This is a genomic window from Peptoclostridium sp. AF21-18 (assembly GCF_003478825.1).
In the GTDB taxonomy this organism is placed as follows: domain Bacteria; phylum Bacillota; class Clostridia; order Peptostreptococcales; family Peptostreptococcaceae; genus Peptacetobacter.
Genome location: NZ_QUGE01000009.1, coordinates 62,786 through 63,298 on the forward strand (window position 1 = coordinate 62,786; position 513 = coordinate 63,298).

General features: G+C 32.9%; 1 protein-coding gene. It reads right to left on the minus strand.

The genetic code is table 11. The features are described 5' to 3' along the window. Positions 1–386, minus strand: a 386-nt coding sequence (gene tnpA / locus DWX74_RS05870) for an IS200/IS605 family transposase (RefSeq protein WP_286164235.1), incomplete at its 3' end; no start/stop codon positions are given. Positions 387–513 lie beyond the last annotated feature (127 nt).

The window sequence follows — 513 nt, forward strand, 5'->3', positions numbered from 1 at the left end:
TGGTTTTCTATATATTCTTTTATTCTTTTTGTGTCTTTTCCTGTTGTATCAACATAATATCCTCTACACCAAAATTGTCTGTTTCTATATTTATACTTCATATTTCCCCATCTTTCATATATCATTAGGCTACTTTTTCCCTTCAAGAATCCCATGAATCCTGATACTGACATTTTCGGTGGTATTTCTACAAGTATATGTATGTGATCTGGACAAGCTTCTGCACTAAGCAAATTTACACCTTTCCATCTACATAATTCTCTAAGAATTCCTCCTATTTCTGCTCTTTTTTCTCCATAGAATACTTTTCTTCTATATTTTGGCGCAAAAACTATATGATATTTGCAGTTCCATTTTGTATGTGATAAACTATGTATGTCGTTCATTTTACGACCTCCTTTTGATAATTTTTTGCAGTTGGCGGACCGCAATTATATCTTATCAAAAGGAGCTTTTTTGTTAAAGACTCAAAGCTAAAAGCTTTACTGAACCCCCAGTCTAACTGGGGGTTTT